Source organism: Flavicella sp. IMCC45537 (genome assembly GCF_057197705.1).
In genome coordinates, this window is the sequence record NZ_CM170067.1 from 2,920,232 (window position 1) to 2,937,172 (window position 16,941).

Here is a 16,941-nt window from a genome sequence, read left to right on the forward strand (position 1 = left end):
ACTTATTTTTTAGTCAACATTCTTTTGATTTCATTAAGCTTCATTAATGCCTCAATTGGGGTAAGTGAATCAATATTAGTTGCCAAAATTTCTTCTTTGATATCCTCTAAAAGCGGGTCGTCTAATTTGAAAAAGCTCAGTTGTAAATCTTCTTCTTCTTTCGCAGCACTTAACTTATTTTTAATATCATCTCCCGTATGATTTTTTTCTAGTTGTTTCAGCATTTTATTAGCTCTATGGATAACCTGTGTAGGCATTCCTGCTAATTTTGCTACATGAATACCAAAACTATGCTCGCTTCCTCCTGTAACTAATTTTCTTAAGAAAATAACAGTGTCCTTTAATTCTTTTACCGATACATTAAAGTTTTTTACTCTCTCAAAAGTATTGGTCATATCATTGAGTTCGTGGTAATGGGTGGCAAACAAAGTTTTCGCTTTGGTCGGGTGTTCGTGTATGTATTCTGCAATAGCCCAAGCAATAGAGATACCATCATAGGTACTTGTACCACGACCTATTTCATCTAATAGGATCAAACTTCTATCGGAAACATTGTTTAGGATACTGGCGGTTTCATTCATTTCTACCATAAACGTAGATTCTCCCATTGAGATATTATCACTGGCTCCAACACGTGTAAATATTTTATCAACAACTCCAATTTTTGCATTTTGAGCAGGAACGTAACTTCCCATCTGTGCTAATAATACAATCAAAGCAGTCTGACGAAGTATGGCTGATTTACCCGACATGTTTGGTCCCGTGATCATAATAATTTGCTGAGACGTTCTGTTTAAGACCACGTCATTTGCGATATACTCTTCTCCGGCAGGAAGTTGCTTTTCAATTACAGGGTGACGACCATTTTTTATTTCTAGATCCGTTGTTTCATCCAGTAAAGGCCTCACATAACTGTTTTCTGTAGCAATTGTAGCAAAAGAACTCAAGCAATCTATTTGTCCAATCAATTGTGCATTCAGTTGCATTTCTTTGATGAAACGAGTCAGATACTGAATTAAATTAGCATAAATTTCTTGTTCTAGTTTTGCGATTTTTTCTTCAGCTCCTAGAATTTTTGTTTCATATTCTTTTAATTCTTCTGTGATGTAACGTTCGGCATTTACAAGCGTTTGCTTGCGAATCCATTCTTCAGGAACTTTGTCTTTATGCGAATTACGAACTTCAATATAATAGCCGAATACGTTGTTGAAAGCTATTTTTAAAGAACTAATTCCGGTACGTTCAACTTCACGTTGCACCATGTTGTCTAGGTAGTCTTTTCCTGAAGTAGAAATTGCTCTTAAATCATCCAATTCTTTAGAAACTCCAGCTGCAATACTATTCCCTTTGTTGATGTTTACGGGCGCTTCTTCAAACAAAGTAGCTTCAATTTTCGCTCGAAGTTCTTTGGTGTCATTTAATTGTTTTCCAATGTTCTTTAAAGAAGCGTTACTGCTTTTTTCTGCGGCTTCTTTAATTGGGATAATTGCTTTTAGAGAGTTTTTTAAAAAGATTACTTCTCTAGGATGAATTTTACCGGTAGCCACTTTAGAAACCAGTCTTTCAATATCGCTAATTTGCTTTATTTGATAGGTAACTAAATCATAGAAATCAGGAGTATCAATAAGATACTTAACAATGTCCTGACGTTTTTTTATTTGTTCGATATCTTTCAAGGGCAATGCCAACCAGCGTCTTAACAATCTTGCTCCCATGGGAGAAATGGTTTTGTCGATTACCTTTAGTAGGGTTACTGCATTGGCTTCCGTTGAGGCATATAATTCTAAATTGCGAATCGTAAAGCGATCCATCCAAACATAATTGTTCTCTTGTATTCTTTGGATGGATGCAATATGTTCTACTTTGTTGTGTTGTGTTTCTGACAAATAGTACAGAACTGCTCCAGAAGAAACTATTCCCTCTTGTAAATCATCAATACCAAAGCCTTTTAAAGAGTTTACTTTAAAATGATTGTTCAGACTTTCATTGGCAAAATCAGCTTGAAAAACCCAATCATCTAAATAAAAAGTATGAAAGTTCGTTCCAAAAACTTCATTGAACTTTAGACGATTTTGTTTTTGAATCAGTACCTCACTTGGTTGAAAATTCTGCAATAATTTATCAATATATTCAGCAGATCCTTGAGCGGTGAAAAATTCACCTGTAGAGACATCTAAAAAAGAGATACCAACCACTTTTTTTCCAAAATGAACCGCTGCTAAAAAGTTATTACTGTTGGATTGTAAAACTTCATCGTTAAAAGAAACCCCTGGTGTTACCAATTCTGTGACCCCGCGTTTGACAATTTTTTTTGTCATTTTAGGATCTTCTAATTGATCACAAATAGCAACACGCATACCCGCTTTTACTAATTTTGGCAAATACGTATTGAGTGAGTGATGTGGAAAACCAGCTAAGGCTGTTTCACTCTCACTACCTGCTCCTCTTTTTGTGAGGGTAATGTTTAAAACGCGAGCACATTTAATGGCATCTTCTCCAAAAGTTTCGTAAAAATCACCGACTCTAAAGAGCAACATTGCATCAGGGTATTTAGCCTTAATGGTGTTGTATTGTTTCATTAAAGGAGTTTCCTTTTTTGCTTTCGTTTTTGCCAAGATATTCGCTTTTAATTCTGTGAAGTGCGAATTTACGTTTTTTGATTCTGTGGTGCAAAACTTTCAGATAGGGTGACTAGAATTACTCTGTTTATCTATGATTATATAGAAGAAATAAAAAACCCTCTTTAATTAAAAACTAAAGAGGGAAAATTGCTATGAAAAAGATGTAATAGCTTAACTATTACATTTGTAAAATTACGTTATAATGGTTTTGGTCCCTCGTATATTTCGATGAACGGCACGAGTTTGAGGTTGAAATGAACTTTTGTAGGGGTGAAGTCCTTTTTAGGGTTGTTTTATTGGTGAGTTAAAGTGTTGTTTGGAAAAAGTGGGGCTTAGTATTTTATAATTCTAATGGCCCATTATATTTGTTCATGGTATTTCCAATTCCGGCCGTTCCAAATTCTTTAATAAGGTTGGCTCCCTTGAAAAGGAGTTCTGGCATATATCGATTTTCTTCTTTAGACCATTCTCCTAAAACATAGTTAGACTGTTTGCCTTTTGAGAAATTTGCACTTACACCAAATCGAAAACGTGGATAGTTTTGATTTCCTAATTTTTCATTGATATCTTTCAAACCATTATGTCCACCCGCACTTCCTTTTGCTTTTAATCTGATGGTACCAAAATCTAGGTTTAGGTCATCTGAAATAATAAGGATGTTTTCTTGGGCAATTTTTTCTTTTTCCATCCAGTATTTTACGGATTTCCCACTTAGGTTCATATAGGTAGAAGGTTTTAGTAGAATAAAAGTTCTTCCTTTGAATTTAAAGTTCCCAATATCACCAAGCTTATCTGTAGAGAATTTGATATTTTCCATAGAGGCTAATTCATCCAATATTTTGAATCCAATATTGTGACGAGTGTTTTCATATTCAGCTCCTATATTCCCTAGTCCTACAATTAAGAATTTTTTCATAATAGTTGTTCTGTATTTCAATTTTCAAAATTAACAATAATGGTGAGATATGAATCAAAAAAAGGTTCCTTTTGAAATTTCAAAAGGAACCTTTAAGTTATAATGCTTGAATAAATTTATTCAGCAGCAGCTTCTTCAGTAGCTTCTTCTTCAGCTTCATCAGCTGGAGCCTGAGCAGCTCTAGACATTCTTACTTGAGCAACAACAGTGTTCTCTGGGTGTAAGATTGTACAGTTAGGAATTTCAACTTCTCTTACAAATAATTTGTCTCCGATATTCAATTTAGAGATATCAGCATCAATTGTATCAGGTAAGTTTCCTGGTAAAGCCTTCACTTTTAATTTACGGTTAGGGAAACGTAAAGCTCCACCAATCATAACCCCTGGAGAGTTACCAACTAAAGTAACAGGGATTTCCATAGTAACTTCTTTATCATCGAATAATTGATAAAAATCAATGTGTAAGATTTTGTCAGTTACAGGGTGAAATTGAATGTCTTGTAAGATACAAGTAGCAGGAGTTTCACCTTCCAATTCAATCGTTGCAGTATATACATTTGGAGTATATACCAAGTTTTTAAAAGCTTTTTCTTCAGCTGAAAAATGAATGGCATTTTCTCCTCCGTATAATACGCAAGGTACCTTGTCAGCATTACGTAGTGCTTTTGTAGCAGCTTTTCCTACGCTTTCTCTTTTCGATCCTTTGATTGTAATAGATTTCATTATATATATATTTATTAATATTCTCTAATTATATGATAAACTGGTCGCTAATTGACTTGTTATCTTGTACTTTGTGCATAATATCCGCGAACAAAGGCGCGCAAGTTACAACTTTTATTTTAGAACTCTCTTTTCTTAATGGAATTGAATCAGAAACAATCAATTCTAATAATTTAGAGTTTTCTATTTTTTCATAGGCATTTCCAGAAAGTAATGGGTGAGTGATAATAGCTCTTACACTTTTAGCTCCTCTTTCCATCATAACATCAGCAGCTTTTACAAGGGTTCCTCCTGTGTCGATCATATCGTCAACAAGAATCACATTTTTCCCTTCAACTTCACCAATAAGTTCCATCGTGTCAATCACATTCGCTTTTAAACGTTGTTTGTAACAGATAACTACTTCACTTTGCAAATGCTTAGAGTAAGCATAAGCTCTTTTAGATCCTCCCATGTCTGGAGAGGCCATTGTGATATTATCAAGTCCTAAGCTATGGATGTAAGGCATGAAAATAGTTGAACCAAATAAATGGTCTACTGGTTTTTCGAAAAATCCTTGGATTTGATCTGCGTGTAAATCCATAGTCATAATTCTTGTCGCTCCAGCCGTTTGTAATAAGTTAGCAACTAATTTAGCTCCAATTGCAACACGAGGTCGGTCTTTACGATCTTGACGTGCCCATCCAAAATATGGCATTACAGCAGTAATGTGTCTAGCAGAGGCTCTTTTTGCAGCATCTAAAATCAATAGCATTTCCATTAAGTTGTCAGAATTTGGAAACGTAGATCCAATAATGAAAACACGACGACCACGAACAGATTCTTCGAAAGCTGGCTGAAACTCACCGTCGCTAAACCTTGAAATATTAATGTTTCCAAGTTCCGTTCCGTAATGTTTTGCAATGCTTTCTCCTAGTTCAAAACTTTGCGAACACGCAAATACTTTTGGTGCTAATTGATTGATAGACATACTATAATGTGTTTGTTTAATTAAATGTGATTTATTGCGGTTGCAAAAATAGAAATAATTTAAGAGCCTACCTCGATATTTTTTAATAAAAATGTTTGTAATTCAATTTTTTTTATAAATTTGCAATCCAATTGCGAAAAGCCTTGGTGGCGGAATTGGTAGACGCGCTGGATTCAAAATCCAGTTCTTTCGGGAGTGTGGGTTCGATTCCCACCCAAGGTACAAAAGCCTCATTTGACTAAAGTTGAATGAGGCTTTTTTTTGTAGTATTTTGATAGATTGGAAGTGTTTTATAGTCAGCTTTTTGAAATTGTTTAGGTTTGGGTTAAAAGTTGTTTTGGTCCTTTAGCTTAATAAAAGGTCTTTTCACCTTTAGTTATGGTCGCTTCACAATAAAACTCTAAAAAATAGGTTGTTTGAACTATATATTTGTTATGTCATAAGGCAAAAAACATTTAAATAGATACAAGATGAGAGGAAAGGTGATAAATACAGCAGAACTACAAATAGTAGAAATTATTATAAAAAACTGTTACAGAAAGCTGGAGACTCATAAATTAGAAGCTCATCTGTATTCAATGTTTGATACCAAAAAATTTGAAGATGCAAGACCTATTGCTGAAGAGTTGTTAGGATGTGTTAATGAGTATATGTATTCTTCTGAAGAGCCTGTTGTGAATATTGATTTCAAACGTGGGATGGATGAACTGAACTTTTGGTGTATGCGATTGACAAAAAGGTTGAATGGAAGGGACGATGTAGAATGCAAGGTGGCAGTGGAGTTGTTGATGGACTTGATAAATGACATCAATTCTTGTGAAGTTAGAATGAATGATAATTTGGCACGGTTGGGTTTAGTAGCATAGATTATTATGTGTATGCCCAATATGTCAGAAATAAATTGTAGATATTTAAACCCTTATGGATTTTGTCCATAAGGGTTTTTTATGGTTAAAGTTTTGTAGGGATGTTGAATAAGATTATTTTTGCGCAAAATAATTATTTTCTTGAAACAGGTATTTTCATATATTTTGCTTTTCTCCTTGGTGATACGCCCTCTATTTATTGTAGGGCATATAGCTTACTATGAATTGAATATAGATTATATCACAGAGAAGTTTTGTGAAAATAAAGAAAAACCTGAGTTGCAATGTAACGGTAAATGTCATTTGGCGAAAGAGTTGAGTGTTGTAGCTGTAGATATTGAAGCAGATTCTGGCAAAGAAGTAAGTTTGATTAGCTCTTATAAATGCTTTACTCCTTTGTTTTTTCAAAAAATCAAACCAGATTTTCTTAAGTTAAAAGCATTGTTTGTTACTTCAAAGGATAACATGTTTCGTTATGATGATAGTTATTCATTTCACAAAGAGCTAAGTCTTTTACGACCTCCAATTGTATAGTTTTTATAAAAGAGTAAGATGTTTTAACGTCTTATGGTATCTCATGGAGCTTCTGTTTCATCGAGTGAAACACTTATTGTTTAAAAACAAATACATTTAAAATGAAAAACTTAAAAAATATATTTTTAGGAGGGGTTGCCTTCTTGTTAATTAGTGCATGTTCTGATAACGATTCAGAAATGGAGCATAATAGCGGAACTCATGTGTCTGCAATAATAAAATTAGACCATTCTTTGGCTATTGGAGATGAATTTACCGTTCAACAACAGATGGATGGTGAGGATCAGACATTAATTTTAGATAAATTCAAATTTCTTATTTCCGATTTAGTTGTGAAAACTGCCGACGATCAGTTGATTGAGATTCCGAATAATATTGCAGGGAGTTTGATTGATTTATCAAAAGCTGATGATAAAGAGGTGCTAGTGTATCTTACAGAAATTCCATTTGGGGAATATAAATCAATCTCGTTTGCAGTAGGAGTAAGCGATGAGGTTGCCAGCGGCAGTGCTGATGATCAAACAAGGCTCTTTGAATTGGCTCAAGTTGATATGAATTGGAGTTGGAATCCGAACTCTTATATCTTCTCTAAAATTGAGGCTACAAACAAAATGAATGTGATGCATCATATGGCAAAATCAGAAGATTTGGCTGATAATTTGTCAATTCATATTGGTAAAAAAGGAGATTTCGATGGGTATAGAACGGTGACGATTGACTTTCCTCAAAACATAACTATAAAATCTGAGGTGTCACCAAGTGTTCATGTGAAGGTGAATATTGAAAAGCTTTTTGTGCCTAATAATGGTGTTTCTGTTTATTTGGGAGCTGTTAGTAAAGCTGACTTTGCAGATAATTATCCAGGTATTTTTGAAATCCATCATGTGCATCCATTAAATGGAGCTGTGGTGTTAGAAGATGTTGAAATGGATATGGAAGATCATACAGAAGAAGAAGGTTCTGAACATAATCACTAAATGCTAATTGCAGTTGTTGGTTGTTTATTGATGATTGTTGTCTTTTATTATGAGGTACCTAAAAATATTTAGTGTAGTTGCGTTGCTGTTTATTAGTTGTGATAAACAGATGGAGCAAGATAATTCTGTTTTTGAGATTGAGCTTGAACAGCCTGTGAATTTCCCGTCCCCCACCTATGATTTAATGGATAATCCAATTGATGCTGCAGGCTTTGAGTTGGGGAGAAGACTTTTTTATGATGTGAAGTTGTCGGACGGAAATTCTATTTCTTGTGCTGAATGTCATAATCAAGCTTTCGCTTTTACACATCACGGACATGATTTAAGTGAAGGAGTTTTGGTGGATCAGTTTGGGGTTAGGAACTCTCAGCCTATCCAAAACTTAGCTTTTATGGATGCTTTTACTTGGGATGGTTCGGTGGAGTTACTTTGGAGACAACCTGTGGTTCCAATAACAGAACAAGTTGAAATGAACGAGACTTTGGAGAATGTAATAAATAAGCTGAAGCAGGATGTGAGTTATCCTTTGGAGTTTGAAAAGGCTTTTGGAGAGGACGCGAACGTTGTAAATTCGGTAAATATGTTAAAGGCTTTGGCTCAGTTTATGGGAGCAATGGTTTCTAGCAATTCAAAGTATGATAAATATGTGCGTGGTGAAGCTGGTGGAGAGTTTTCCAAGTCAGAGAAGGAAGGTTTACACTTGTTCCGTCAAAAATGTGCAAGCTGCCATACGGGTGAGTTGTTTACAAATCAAGATTTTATAAATAACGGGATTGGTGTTAATGCCAAGTTACCGGAGGAGTTGGGAAGGGCAAGAGTTTCAAGTTCAAATCCAGATTTGACCTTAGAGGAAGGAAAATTACATTCAGATTATTATAAGTTTAAAGTGCCTAGTTTGAGGAATGTTGAAAAAACTTTTCCTTACATGCATGATGGTCGGATTGTTTTGTTAAAACAGGTCTTGGATTTTTATGATACAGATACTTATCCTTTTGTTCAGAAAATGGATAATTTGGATCCAAGGTTAATTCAAATGGTGGATGGAAAAGAAGAGTTAGGGATCCCTATGACAGAAGAAGAAAAAGAGTTGATAGTTTTGTTTTTAGAGACTTTGACAGATGATGAATTTTTAAATGATACACGTTTTGCAAAACCTTAAATTTTCTTTGATATTTTTCTTGATGAGTATTACAGCATTTGCTTGTGATGTTTGCAGTTGTGGTTCTGCTAATAATAGTGTGTTTACAAATGCAATTCATGGTAATTTTATAGGAATGAGCTATAACCATATGTTCTTTCAGTATAAAGAAGGTGTGTTTGAGGATAGTCCTGTTGCTGATGACAGAATTAACACAGTAATGGTTACTGGGCAATATCAAATCAATGATAGGATTTTGATAACTGCAATGCTGCCATACCGTTTTAATTATCGTTATACCAGTGAGCAAGATGTAAGTGTAAGTGGTTTGGGAGATGTTTCTATCTATGGTTTGATTAGTGTGTTGAATAAGGCAAGCAAACATGTTTTAAAGTTAGGGGTAGGATTAAAGTTGCCCACTGGAAAGTTTGATTTGCAAAGCTCTCAAGATAATAAAACATCTTCAACACAATTAGGTACTGGTAGTTTAGATGTTGCTCTTCCTTTACAATACGCTTTTGGTTTTGGTGATTTTTCTTTCAATTTGAGTGCAGTTTATTTTGTTAAAAATACCAACAGCGAATCTTTTAAATATGGAAACCAAACTCAGGTAAATACAAGTATAGCTTATGCAGTTCCCATAAATAAAGGTTTTATTATGTCGCCATATGTTGGTGTAAATTATGATCAATTCAAAGCTTCTGAACGTTTTGAAATTATTGATCACCGCACCTCAGGGTATATGACAAATACCAATTTTGGAATTCAAATGGAAACAGAAAGAGTAATTATGGGGGTGAATTCTCAACTGTCTCTGGATCAGAATTTGATACAGCATGAAGTTCTCTTTAAGTATGGATTAGGACTTTTTGCCTATTGGAGGTTTTAAAGTTAGACTCAAAATAAAAAACCGTTAGATGTTATCTAACGGTTTTTTTATGCTTTAGGTATGGGTTTTGTTATACCAACTCGTTTGCGATAAGATACTCTGCAATTTGAACTGTATTTGTAGCTGCTCCTTTTCTTAGGTTGTCAGCAACAATCCACATGTTTAAAGTGTTTGGTAAAGATTCATCTCTACGAATACGTCCTACAAAAACTTCATCTTTATCATGGGCGAAAGCCGGCATTGGATAAGTGTTTGTGTCAAGATTATCTTGTACTACAACTCCTGGGAAATCATGTAATAACTGACGTACTTCAGCTTCGTCAAAATCATTTACAAATTCAACATTTACTGATTCAGAATGTCCACCAGCAGTTGGGATACGCACCGCAGTTGCAGTTACAGCAAAAGAATCATCTCTTAAGATTTTCTTAGGTTCTTTTACCAATTTCATTTCTTCTTTTGTGTATCCATTTTCCATAAAAACATCACAATGAGGAATTGCATTTCTGTTGATAGGATAGTGGTAAGCCATTTCTCCTTTGATTCCTTTCGTTTCGTTTTCCATTTGTCTTACTGCAGCTACTCCAGTTCCTGAAACAGACTGGTATGTAGAAACAATCAAACGTTTCATTTGGTATTTTTCATGCAATGGAGCCAAAGCCATCACTAATTGAATAGTAGAACAGTTTGGGTTTGCAATAATTTTATCTTCTTTAGTTAGAACGTCACCATTGATTTCAGGAACTACCAATTTTTTAGTAGGGTCCATTCTCCAAGCAGATGAGTTGTCTACTACAGTTGTTCCAGCTGCTGCAAATTTAGGAGCCCACTCCAAAGAAGTATCTCCGCCTGCAGAAAATAAAGCAATATCAGCGTTCATTTTAACAGCATCCTCTAAAGTAACTACTGTGTATTCGTTTCCTTTGAAGGGTAATTTCTTACCAGCAGATCTTGCAGAAGCAACAGGAATTAATTCTGTTACAGGGAAGTTTCTTTCAGCTAAAACTTTCAACATTACAGTTCCTACCATTCCAGTAGCACCAACTACAGCTATTTTCATTGTATTTAATTTTAATATTTGAGACTGCAAATATCGGATATTTCAATTTTAATAAAACACGGGATGTGTAAAAATTATGCTAAATGTTTAAATCTTATCAAATTTAAACGAAGGGTGTTGGAATTTAACAATTTAAATATTGTTCGATTATCTCCCCCAATTGCTACCAACGGTAAATTGCCATGTCCATTGCTCTGGGCCCTTGGCAATATCAATACCAGCATGAAGTCCGTAATCTTTTGCTAAAAAATAGCGAAAACCACCACCTCCTGCGGCTTTTATGTTCTGTCCAAAATCAGAATAAGTTTCCATAGCATCACCGGCTCCAATAAAACCTACTAAACTCCAGCGCTTATATAGGTTCCATCTCCACTCAGTTTCTAGGGTTAGTACATTGTTTCCTTGATATCTCAATACTGGAATTCCTCGAAGAGAAATAAAAGGAAGTGCGTAAAAAGGAGTTTCGTCCGTTGTGGATTGAATTTGCATTCTGTATGATGAGAATAATTTATTTTTAACGACTGGTAGGTATCCGTAGGTTCTAAAGTTGGTATCCCAATAATCTTGGTCTCCACCAAAAATCTCAGAGAATTTCCCTACTTCTAAAACAGATTTGATTCCTTTGGTAGGTGTTAAGGTGTTGTCTCGTCCGTCAAACTCAAATACCCCGTGCAGTCCTGCATTTTCTATTTGCCCTTCAATAACATCTAGATCAGGAATATTGATTCCAGTATTAAAAGAGATATGATTATTAAAGTATGTGTAGTTTAATCCAACAAAGAGAGGGGTGTCTTTTTTAACTCGAAATAGAATTTCTTGAAGCGTTAAAAAACCCTGCATGTTAAATTCATGTTTTTTATCAGTGATACCACCAAGTCCTGGGCCGTAAAAAGTTAAGTTAGGAGATACAAACCCTAAAAAACCTAAATAGCGAATATTGTCTTTGTAATAAGATCCTTTGTGTCCTATAAAACCAGCCCAAGTTCCGTTTTCTGTATAAGCTCCCCCTCCGAAAGTAATGGTTGGAGAGAGTCCTAAGGGACGTGTGTCACCTTCTTTTTTCTTGTGAAAATAGGAAAGAACTAGTCCTCCACCGTAACCAACTGCAGGTTCTGTAATGATAATTGGTACAGGAAGAAATCCTGCTGTAGAATTTAGAAAATTACTAGCATCAAATTGATCGTCACTAGCGTGTCTAAATAGGTGTTTTTTTTCCTGAGCAGAACTATTGATTGTTATGGAGTAAAACGCAATTAGTAATAGGAACGAAATTGACTTTTTCAAAGCAGAGTATTTTCGAAGGTTCAAAGCAAAAATACTTAATTATGTTGAACCAAGTAGTATTTAGTTTTTTAATAAAATACTTTATAGTCTTTTCTTATTATATCGATACAAAAGCGTATTTTTGCAAAAAAATAAGTTTAACATAAATTAGTATAGCATGCAACTGTACAATAAGTTAAGCGCGGAAGAACGCGCACAATTAATAGATGAAGCGGGGAAAGACCGTTTGACAATTTCTTTCTATCAATATTTCAAGATAGAAAACCCACAGCTTTTTAGAGATAAATTATTTTTAGAATGGGATGCCCTTGAGGTTCTTGGAAGAACCTATGTTTCGTATGAAGGAATCAATGCGCAGATATCTGTTCCTGCAGAGAATTTTTTAGAGTTGAAAGATCAATTAGATGCGATTTCTTTTTTGAAAGACATCCGTTTGAATGTTGCTGTTGAGCACGATAATAAATCTTTTTTAAAGCTAAAAGTAAAGGTTAGAAATAAAATTGTTGCAGATGGATTAGAGGATTCAAGTTTTGATGTTACCGATATAGGGGTGCATTTAAAAGCTGAGGAATTTAACAAGATGTTAGAGGATCCGAATACAGTTTGTGTTGATATGCGTAACCATTATGAAAGCGAGATAGGGCATTTTGAAGGTGCCGTGACTCCAGATGTAGATACTTTTAGAGATTCTTTAGATTTGATTGAAGAAGATTTGAAAGATCATAAAGAGGATAAAAACCTTTTAATGTATTGCACAGGTGGAATACGTTGTGAAAAAGCAAGTGCCTATTATAAACACAAAGGTTTTAAAAATGTTTTTCAGTTAGAAGGTGGGATTATCAATTATGTACGTCAAGTTGAAGATTCAGGGATAGAAAATAAATTTAAAGGAAAGAATTTTGTTTTTGATCACAGAAGGGCAGAACGTATTTCTGAAGATGTAGTTTCTAATTGTCATCAGTGTGGTGAGCCTTGTGATGTACATGTAAATTGTGATAATCAAGCTTGTCACTTACTCTTTATTCAATGTGCTTCGTGTCAGGAAAAAATGAATACCTGCTGTTCTGAAGAATGTAAAGATATTGCAGCACTTCCTTTTGAGGAGCAAAAAGAATTGAGAAAAGGAAAAGGAAATAGCAATAAAATTTTCAAAAAAGGAAGATCTGAAGCCTTGAAGTTTAAAAAATAGTATCATGCAAAAAATCGAATTGATGGCGCCGGCCGGGAATTTTGAGTCCTTGCAAGCAGCTATAGATAATGGAGCAGATTCTATTTATTTTGGGGTGGAGCAATTGAATATGCGAGCTCGCGCTTCCATAAACTTTACTCTGGATGATTTGGAAGAAATTCAACAACGTTGTGAAGCAAAAGGTGTTCGCTCGTATTTGACTTTAAATACGATTGTTTATGATCATGATTTGTCTATTGTTAAAACACTGATCAAGCGTGCGAAAGAAGCCAATATTACGGCTGTTATCGCCATGGATCAGGCGGTTATTGCTTCGGCAAGAGAAGTTGGGATGGAGGTACATATCTCCACGCAAATAAATGTAACTAACATTGAAACGGTTAAGTTTTACGCAATGTTTGCTGACACCATTGTTCTTAGTAGGGAATTAAGTTTGCGACAAGTTAAAAATATAACAGCGTTAATTGAGAAAGAACAGATTAAAGGCCCTTCTGGTCGATTGGTTGCGATAGAGATTTTTGGTCATGGTGCCTTGTGTATGGCTGTTTCTGGAAAATGTTATATGAGTTTGCATTCTGCTAATTCCTCTGCAAATAGAGGAGCTTGTAAGCAGAATTGCAGAAAAAAATATACTGTTATAGATCAAGAAACGGGTTTTGAGATGGAGCTGGATAATGAATATATTATGTCTCCAAAGGACTTGTGTACTATTGATTTTTTGGATGAAATTTCTGATGCTGGTATCAAGGTGTTAAAAATAGAAGGTAGAGGAAGAGCTCCAGAGTATGTAGCAAGGGTAATTCGTTGTTATCGTGAGGCCATTGATAGTTTAGAAGCGGGTACTTTTAGTAAGGAAAAAGTGATTTCTTGGATGCTAGAGCTGGAAAAAGTTTATAATAGAGGATTTTGGTCTGGCTATTATTTAGGACAAAAACTAGGGGAATGGAGTAAAGGTTCTGGGTCTCATGCTACTCAGAAAAAAGTCTATTTAGGAAAAGGTATCCACTATTACCCAAAAGTTAGGGTGGGAGAATTTAAAATTGAAGCTTATGATGTTGCAGTGGGAGATACCATTTTAGTAACAGGTCCAACCACTGGAGCTCAAGAAATGGAGGTAAAAGAGCTTTTTGTTGATGAGAAACAAGCTGAAAAAGCCCGTAAAGGAGAAACATTTACTTTAAAGGTTGATTTTAAAATCAGACCTTCAGATAAATTATATAAAATAGTAGAAAACGTAGTGGAAGCATAATGGTTGTTATTACACTTCAAAGGAAAAAATGCATCGGTTGTAATTATTGTGTTGAGTTAGCACCTGGACAATTTCAGATGTCTAAAAAAGATGGAAAATCTGTATTGTTACATAGTGCAGAGAAAAAAGGTTTTTTTACTATAAAAACTCCAGATGAGTCAATTTATGAGATTTCTATGGAGGCGAAAAAAGCTTGCCCTGTAAAAATAATTGATGTAAAACAAGTCTGAGTTTCTCTGCTTTAGTATTGAACTAATAGATTTAACAAAATAAAAACTACAGAACGTTTACATGCGTTCTGTAGTTTTTATTTTTATAGTATCTTTACGAATTCAAGGAAATTTGTAAACGATTTTCTAAGGCTAAATAAATCAGCTTTTTAAACGTTTACTTATTGATTATAAATATACATACTGGCAGTACTAAAGTCGGTATCCAAAAGAGAAACTTATATATGGGCTGTACTTCGTGCTCTACAAATAAATCCGGAGTTCCTGGAGGGTGTAAAAGCAATGGTGCTTGTGCAACTGGGAGCTGCGATAAATTAACTGTTTTTGATTGGTTGTCTAATATGGCATTACCAAGTGGACAAAAACCTTTAAATATTGTTGAGGTTCGTTTTAAAAACGGAAGAAAACATTTTTATAGAAATACTAATAATTTTCAGTTAACTATTGGTGAAATTGTTGCTGTGGAGGGTTCTCCAGGTCATGATATTGGAACTGTTTCTTTAACCGGTGAGCTTGTGAGAGTTCAAATGAAAAAGAAAAAAGTTGCTGAGGATAGTGATGAAGTGAAAAAAATATATCGAAAAGCGAGTGTCAGAGATATAGAAATCTGGCAAGCTGCTCGAGATAAAGAAATCGAAACCCAACGACGTGGACGTGAAATTTTAGGTCGATTAGGTTTAAAGATGAAGCTTTCTGATGTTGAGTATCAGGGAGATGGAAATAAAGCTACTTTTTATTATACCGCAGAGGATAGAGTAGATTTTAGACAGTTGATAAAAGACTTGGCAAGTGCTTTTAGCATTCGAGTTGAAATGAAACAAGTTGGTCTGCGTCAAGAGGCTGCTCGATTAGGAGGTGTTGGTTCTTGTGGGCGTGAGTTGTGTTGTTCTACTTGGTTAACAGATTTTAGAAAAGTAAATACTGCTTCTGCGCGTTACCAACAGCTTTCTTTAAATCCGCAAAAATTGGCGGGTCAATGTGGAAAATTGAAATGTTGTTTGAATTTTGAATTAGATTCTTATTTAGATGCGTTGAAAGGTTTTCCAAAGCAAGATGTTGTTTTAGAAACTGAAAAAGGGCGTGCAACTTTTGTGAAGATGGATATCTTTAAAGAGTTGTTGTGGTATGCTTCAAAAGAAGAAGGTTTTAAGTGGTATAAGCTTACTTTAGAACAAGTTCAGGAAGTGATTGCTATGAATAAAAATGGTGAAAAATCACCAAGTTTAGAGGAACTTGAATCAGAAACTTTGGTTGCCACAAAAATAGATTTTGAAAATGTGGTAGGACAAGATAGTCTAACACGTTTTGATAAGCCTAAGACCAAAAGTAAAAGAAGAAATAAAAAGAAAAAACCTGGACAGGGACAAAATCAACAGGGAAATTCTGGACCAAGAAAACAAGGGTCAAGAAAACCAAATAGCGGTCAGCAACAAAATAAAGAAGGTGGGCCAAAAAGAAAGCAGGGTAATAAAAATTCAAATCCAAATCAAAAGGATGCGAATGGTAATCCAAATGCAAAACAAAATGCAAATGGTTCAAAGCAAGGAGCGCCTAAAAAGCGTCGTCCACAAAATAAAAACAAGCAAAACCCTAACGCAAAGCCAAATCCAAATGCAAAACAAAATGCAAATGGACCAAAGCAAGGAGCGCCGAAACCTGCGGGAGCCAAAACAACTGAGGCTGGTGTGAAGAATGAAGGAGGAACTAAAAGACCGAAAAGAAATAATAATAGGAGAAAAAAACCTAATCCAAATAATAAACCTAATCCCAATGCTACAAAAGACGCATAAATTTGGTGCTGTTTTATTGCTGTTTGTCTTGTTAATTAGTTGTGATGAGTATCGCGTGTATGACAAGTATGCATCAGTTGGAATTGATGGATGGGAAAAACAAGATTTTGTGAGTTTTGAATTTGCGATAGCAGATTCTTTACAAGATTATAATTTATTTATTCAATTGAGAAATACGAGTGAATATGAATATTCCAATTTATTCTTGATTACAGAGCTTCAATATCCAAGTGGATTTCATGTTGTGGATACTTTAGAGTATAAAATGACGGATTCCTTTGGGAATTGGTTAGGGACCGGCTTTACGGATATTAAAGAAAACAAACTTTTTTTTAGGGAGAATTTTAAGTTCTCAGAATTAGGAGAATACAATATTAATATTCAACAAGCGATGCGTAAACGTAATGAAATTGAGGGTTTGCAAAGCGTAAAAGGAATATCTGATGTTGGTTTTCGTATTGAAAAGAAAGCTGAATTAAAAGAGTAAAACTGTAATTGTTATAATA

At 34.8% G+C, this 16,941-nt stretch carries 16 protein-coding genes and 1 tRNA gene; 11 read left to right on the forward strand and 6 right to left on the reverse strand.

What is annotated here, in order from left to right; all coding sequences use genetic code 11:
- Positions 1-2: 2 nt before the first annotated feature.
- The 4 genes from mutS to AC2DGP_RS11850 all read right to left on the reverse strand — a co-directional run bounded on the left by mutS (position 3) and on the right by AC2DGP_RS11850 (position 5,229).
- On the reverse strand, positions 3-2,615 hold the full coding sequence (gene mutS, locus AC2DGP_RS11835) for a DNA mismatch repair protein MutS (protein ID WP_484490270.1): 2,613 nt from the start codon (positions 2,613-2,615) through the stop codon (positions 3-5).
- Between the two features lie 346 nt (positions 2,616-2,961).
- Positions 2,962-3,537 (reverse strand): aminoacyl-tRNA hydrolase, encoded by a 576-nt coding sequence (pth, locus tag AC2DGP_RS11840; protein ID WP_484490271.1) that lies wholly within the window; start codon positions 3,535-3,537, stop codon positions 2,962-2,964.
- A gap of 116 nt (positions 3,538-3,653) precedes the next feature.
- Complete coding sequence (locus tag AC2DGP_RS11845) at positions 3,654-4,259, reverse strand: 50S ribosomal protein L25/general stress protein Ctc (protein WP_484490272.1); 606 nt, start codon at positions 4,257-4,259, stop codon at positions 3,654-3,656.
- Between the two features lie 28 nt (positions 4,260-4,287).
- Positions 4,288-5,229 carry a ribose-phosphate pyrophosphokinase gene (locus AC2DGP_RS11850; RefSeq protein ID WP_484490273.1) on the reverse strand — a complete coding sequence of 314 codons (942 nt, stop codon included), beginning with the start codon at positions 5,227-5,229 and terminating at the stop codon, positions 4,288-4,290.
- Between the two features lie 140 nt (positions 5,230-5,369).
- On the opposite strand from AC2DGP_RS11850, the gene AC2DGP_RS11855 reads away from it, so the two are divergent.
- From AC2DGP_RS11855 to AC2DGP_RS11880, 6 genes are all read left to right on the forward strand, one after another.
- Positions 5,370-5,451, forward strand: a tRNA-Leu gene (locus tag AC2DGP_RS11855).
- Between the two features lie 248 nt (positions 5,452-5,699).
- A complete protein-coding gene (locus AC2DGP_RS11860) occupies positions 5,700-6,095 on the forward strand; it encodes a hypothetical protein (RefSeq protein WP_484490274.1) in 396 nt (131 codons plus the stop codon).
- 141 nt (positions 6,096-6,236) lie between these two features.
- Positions 6,237-6,629, forward strand: coding sequence for a hypothetical protein (locus AC2DGP_RS11865; protein ID WP_484490275.1), 393 nt, complete (start codon positions 6,237-6,239; stop codon positions 6,627-6,629).
- A 101-nt stretch (positions 6,630-6,730) separates the two neighbouring features.
- The gene (locus tag AC2DGP_RS11870; RefSeq protein ID WP_484490276.1) at positions 6,731-7,606 is read left to right on the forward strand and encodes an MbnP family protein; all 876 of its coding nucleotides are present in this window, start codon (positions 6,731-6,733) and stop codon (positions 7,604-7,606) included.
- Positions 7,607-7,715: 109 nt separating this feature from the next.
- Positions 7,716-8,765 carry a cytochrome-c peroxidase gene (locus AC2DGP_RS11875; RefSeq protein WP_484490277.1) on the forward strand — a complete coding sequence of 350 codons (1,050 nt, stop codon included), beginning with the start codon at positions 7,716-7,718 and terminating at the stop codon, positions 8,763-8,765.
- Between the two features lie 22 nt (positions 8,766-8,787).
- Complete coding sequence (locus AC2DGP_RS11880; RefSeq protein WP_484490278.1) at positions 8,788-9,633, forward strand: transporter family protein; 846 nt, start codon at positions 8,788-8,790, stop codon at positions 9,631-9,633.
- A 70-nt stretch (positions 9,634-9,703) separates the two neighbouring features.
- Here the strand turns inward: AC2DGP_RS11880 and AC2DGP_RS11885 are convergent, their stop codons facing one another.
- Together AC2DGP_RS11885 and AC2DGP_RS11890 are read right to left on the reverse strand one after the other, a co-directional pair.
- Positions 9,704-10,693, reverse strand: a complete 990-nt coding sequence (locus tag AC2DGP_RS11885) for an aspartate-semialdehyde dehydrogenase (protein WP_484490279.1) — start codon at positions 10,691-10,693, stop codon at positions 9,704-9,706.
- Between the two features lie 147 nt (positions 10,694-10,840).
- Positions 10,841-11,977 carry a hypothetical protein gene (locus AC2DGP_RS11890; RefSeq protein ID WP_484490280.1) on the reverse strand — a complete coding sequence of 379 codons (1,137 nt, stop codon included), beginning with the start codon at positions 11,975-11,977 and terminating at the stop codon, positions 10,841-10,843.
- A 157-nt stretch (positions 11,978-12,134) separates the two neighbouring features.
- Between AC2DGP_RS11890 and trhO the strand changes: the two genes are divergently transcribed.
- From trhO to AC2DGP_RS11915, 5 genes are all read left to right on the forward strand, one after another.
- Positions 12,135-13,166: an oxygen-dependent tRNA uridine(34) hydroxylase TrhO gene (gene trhO / locus AC2DGP_RS11895; protein ID WP_484490281.1), complete on the forward strand. Its 1,032-nt coding sequence runs from the start codon at positions 12,135-12,137 to the stop codon at positions 13,164-13,166.
- A 4-nt stretch (positions 13,167-13,170) separates the two neighbouring features.
- Complete coding sequence (locus AC2DGP_RS11900) at positions 13,171-14,415, forward strand: peptidase U32 family protein (RefSeq protein ID WP_484490282.1); 1,245 nt, start codon at positions 13,171-13,173, stop codon at positions 14,413-14,415.
- A complete protein-coding gene (locus tag AC2DGP_RS11905) occupies positions 14,415-14,645 on the forward strand; it encodes a ferredoxin (protein ID WP_484490283.1) in 231 nt (76 codons plus the stop codon). The genes AC2DGP_RS11900 and AC2DGP_RS11905 overlap by 1 nt, the downstream gene beginning before the upstream one ends.
- 224 nt (positions 14,646-14,869) lie before the next feature.
- Positions 14,870-16,435 carry a regulatory iron-sulfur-containing complex subunit RicT gene (gene ricT, locus AC2DGP_RS11910; protein ID WP_484492501.1) on the forward strand — a complete coding sequence of 522 codons (1,566 nt, stop codon included), beginning with the start codon at positions 14,870-14,872 and terminating at the stop codon, positions 16,433-16,435.
- Positions 16,416-16,922: a gliding motility lipoprotein GldH gene (locus AC2DGP_RS11915; RefSeq protein ID WP_484490284.1), complete on the forward strand. Its 507-nt coding sequence runs from the start codon at positions 16,416-16,418 to the stop codon at positions 16,920-16,922. The genes ricT and AC2DGP_RS11915 overlap by 20 nt, the downstream gene beginning before the upstream one ends.
- The last annotated feature ends 19 nt before the right edge of the window (positions 16,923-16,941 follow it).